The organism is Collinsella sp. CLA-ER-H11 (genome assembly GCF_040092445.1).
Classification (GTDB): Bacteria; Actinomycetota; Coriobacteriia; order Coriobacteriales; family Coriobacteriaceae; genus Collinsella.
Window position 1 is genome coordinate 1 of the sequence record NZ_JBBNLN010000023.1, and the last position, 2,593, is coordinate 2,593.

1 pseudogene is annotated in these 2,593 nt (G+C 76.4%); it reads left to right on the forward strand.

Annotated features, from left to right (window positions below):
• Window positions 1-62 precede the first annotated feature (62 nt).
• Window positions 63-2,593: pseudogene (locus tag AAAX35_RS09515) on the forward strand (hypothetical protein); the annotation flags it as partial.

Genomic DNA, 2,593 nt, shown 5'->3' on the forward strand with positions numbered 1-2,593 from the left:
CCCCCCAATCTAGTAGACTCTAAACCGTTGCTAGATTAGGGGGATTTTCCATGAGACGCTCCATGAAACGAGTTTCCGGGGCCGCCGCCGTCCTCGCGGTCGCGGCCGCCCTGGCCCTGTGCGGGCCCGCGGCCTACGGCGCCCCCGCCGCCTCGGGCGACGCGCAGCCGCTCCCCGGCGAGGCGCAGCCCGCCGGCGGGGAGTCCGGCGCCCAGGACGAGGCCGCCCGGGCCGAAACCGCCCAGGCCGACGGGGGCCAGGCGGAGGCCGCGCAGTCCGATGGGGCCACTGCCGTCTCGCTGTCCTATTCCGCCCACGTCTCCAATATCGGCTGGATGGGCGCCGTCGCCGGCGGCGAGACCGCCGGCACGACCGGCAGGGGGCTCCCCCTCGAGGCGCTGCGCCTCGTCCTGTCCGACGCCTCGACCGGCGAGCCCCTCGGCGCCGACGCCATATCCGTCGAGGCCCACGTCTCGAACGTCGGCTGGCAGCCCGCCGTCGGCAACGGCGGCACCGCCGGCACGACCGGCCAGTCCCGCGCCGTCGAGGCCCTGAGGGTCAGGCTGTCCGGCGAGCTGTCCGCCCGCTACACCGTCTGGTACCGCGTCCACTCCGCGGAGTTCGGCTGGCTGGGCTGGGCGTGCGACGGCGCCGACGCCGGATCGGCTGGCTACGGCCGCGCCGTCCAGGCCGTCCAGGTCGCGGTCCTGCCCAAGGGCGACCCCGCCCCGGGCGACACCTCCACGCCCTTCGTCGACAGGTCCTCCGAGCCCCCCTCGGTCTCCTACCGCGCCCACGTCGCCGGCATCGGCTGGCAGGGCGCCGTCTCGGACGGCGCCGTGGCCGGCACCACCGGGCAGGGCCGCGCCCTCGAGGCCCTCTCGGGCTCCGTGTCCTGGTACGGGCACGGCTCCTCCTCCCTCGAGGTGAGGGCCCACGTCTCGAACGTCGGCTGGCAGGGCTGGACCTCGGGCGCCGCCGGCACCACCGGGCGCTCCCTGGCGGTCGAGGCGCTCCAGTTCAGGCTCTCCGGTGAGGCCGCCTCGTCCTACGACGTGTGGTACCGCGTGCACTGCTCCGACTACGGTTGGCTCGGCTGGGCCAAGGACGGCGCGTCCGCGGGCACGGTGGGCCTGGCGAAGGCCGTCCAGGCCGTCCAGGTCGTGCTCGTCCCCAAGGGCGGCGCCGCGCCGGGCCCGGCCGGCGGCGCCTTCCGCGGCGCCGGTGAGCGCCTGTCCGGCTCGGCTCTCTCCGTCTCCGGCTCGCCGGCGGGCTCGTCGTTCTCCGGCGGGGTCCTGACTCTCGGCTCCGAGGGCGGCCCCGTGCTGGGCTCCGTCGCCGCGACCGTCGACAACCTCGAGTCCGACGGGTCGGTCAGCTACCGCGGCCTCCTGCTCGGCTCCGGCTGGCAGGGGGAGCCCAGCTCCGACGGGGCGCAGCTAGGCGCCTCGGGCGGCGGGCTGCAGCTCAAGGCCGTCCGCTTCGGGCTGTCCGGCGGCCTCGCGGAGCGCTACGACGTCTGGTACCGTTCCTGTGACTCCGCGCGCGGCTGGACCGGCTGGGCGAGCTCCGGTGAGCCCTCCGGCGTCGAGTCGGGCGCCTCGGGCCTCACCGCAGTCCAGGTCGCCCTCGTCGCGAAGGGCGGCGCCGCCCCCGGCCCGACCGAGGGGGCCTTCGTCTCCGGCACCGCTTCCGGTCCGGCGCTCGTCCTGCAGGGCCATGTCGCGGAGCGCGGCTGGCTGCAGGCGGTGGGCGGCGGCGAGGACGTCGGCACGACCGGCAGGGGCCTCGCGCTCCAGGCGGTGCGCGCCTCCCTCGAGGGGGCGGGCGAGGGGAGCTCCGTCTCCGTCGCGGCCCACGTGGCCGGCATCGGCTGGCAGGACGCCGCCTCCGCCCCCTCCTACGCCGGCACGGTGGGGCAGGGCCGCGCCGTCCAGGCCGTGAGGGTGTCCCTCTCCGGCCCCGTCTCCGATTCCTACGACGTCTGGTACCGCGTCCACGCGGCGGGCTACGGCTGGCTCGGCTGGGCCAAGGACGGCGAGGCCGCGGGCACCGAGGGCCTCGGCGTCCAGGCTGAGGCGCTCCAGGTCGTCCTCGTCGAGAAGGGCGGCGACGCCCCCTCGTCGGGCGCCCCCGCCGAGCTCTCCGTCCCCTCGCTCAGCCTCAGGGCCCACGTCTCTGGCGTCGGCTGGCAGGCCGCCGTCGGCAACGGCGGCACCGCCGGCACCACCGGCCAGTCCCGCGCCGTCGAGGCGATCACGGCCGAGGTCTCCTCGCCGGTCTCCGGCGGCCTGTCCTACAGCGCCCACGTCTCCGGCGTCGGCTGGCAGGACGAGGTATCGGGCGGCGCCGTGGCCGGCACCACCGGCCAGGGCAGGGCGGTCGAGTGCGTCAAGATGCGCCTGACCGGGGGCCTCTCCGAGTACTACGACGTGTGGTACCGCGCCTACGTGCAGGACTACGGCTGGCTCGGCTGGGCCAGCGACGGCGCCCGCGCCGGCACGACCGGCATCGGCTACCGCGTCGAGGCGCTCCAGGTCCGCATCCTCGCGAAGGGCTCGGCGGCACCGGGCCCCACGGAGGGCGCGTACAG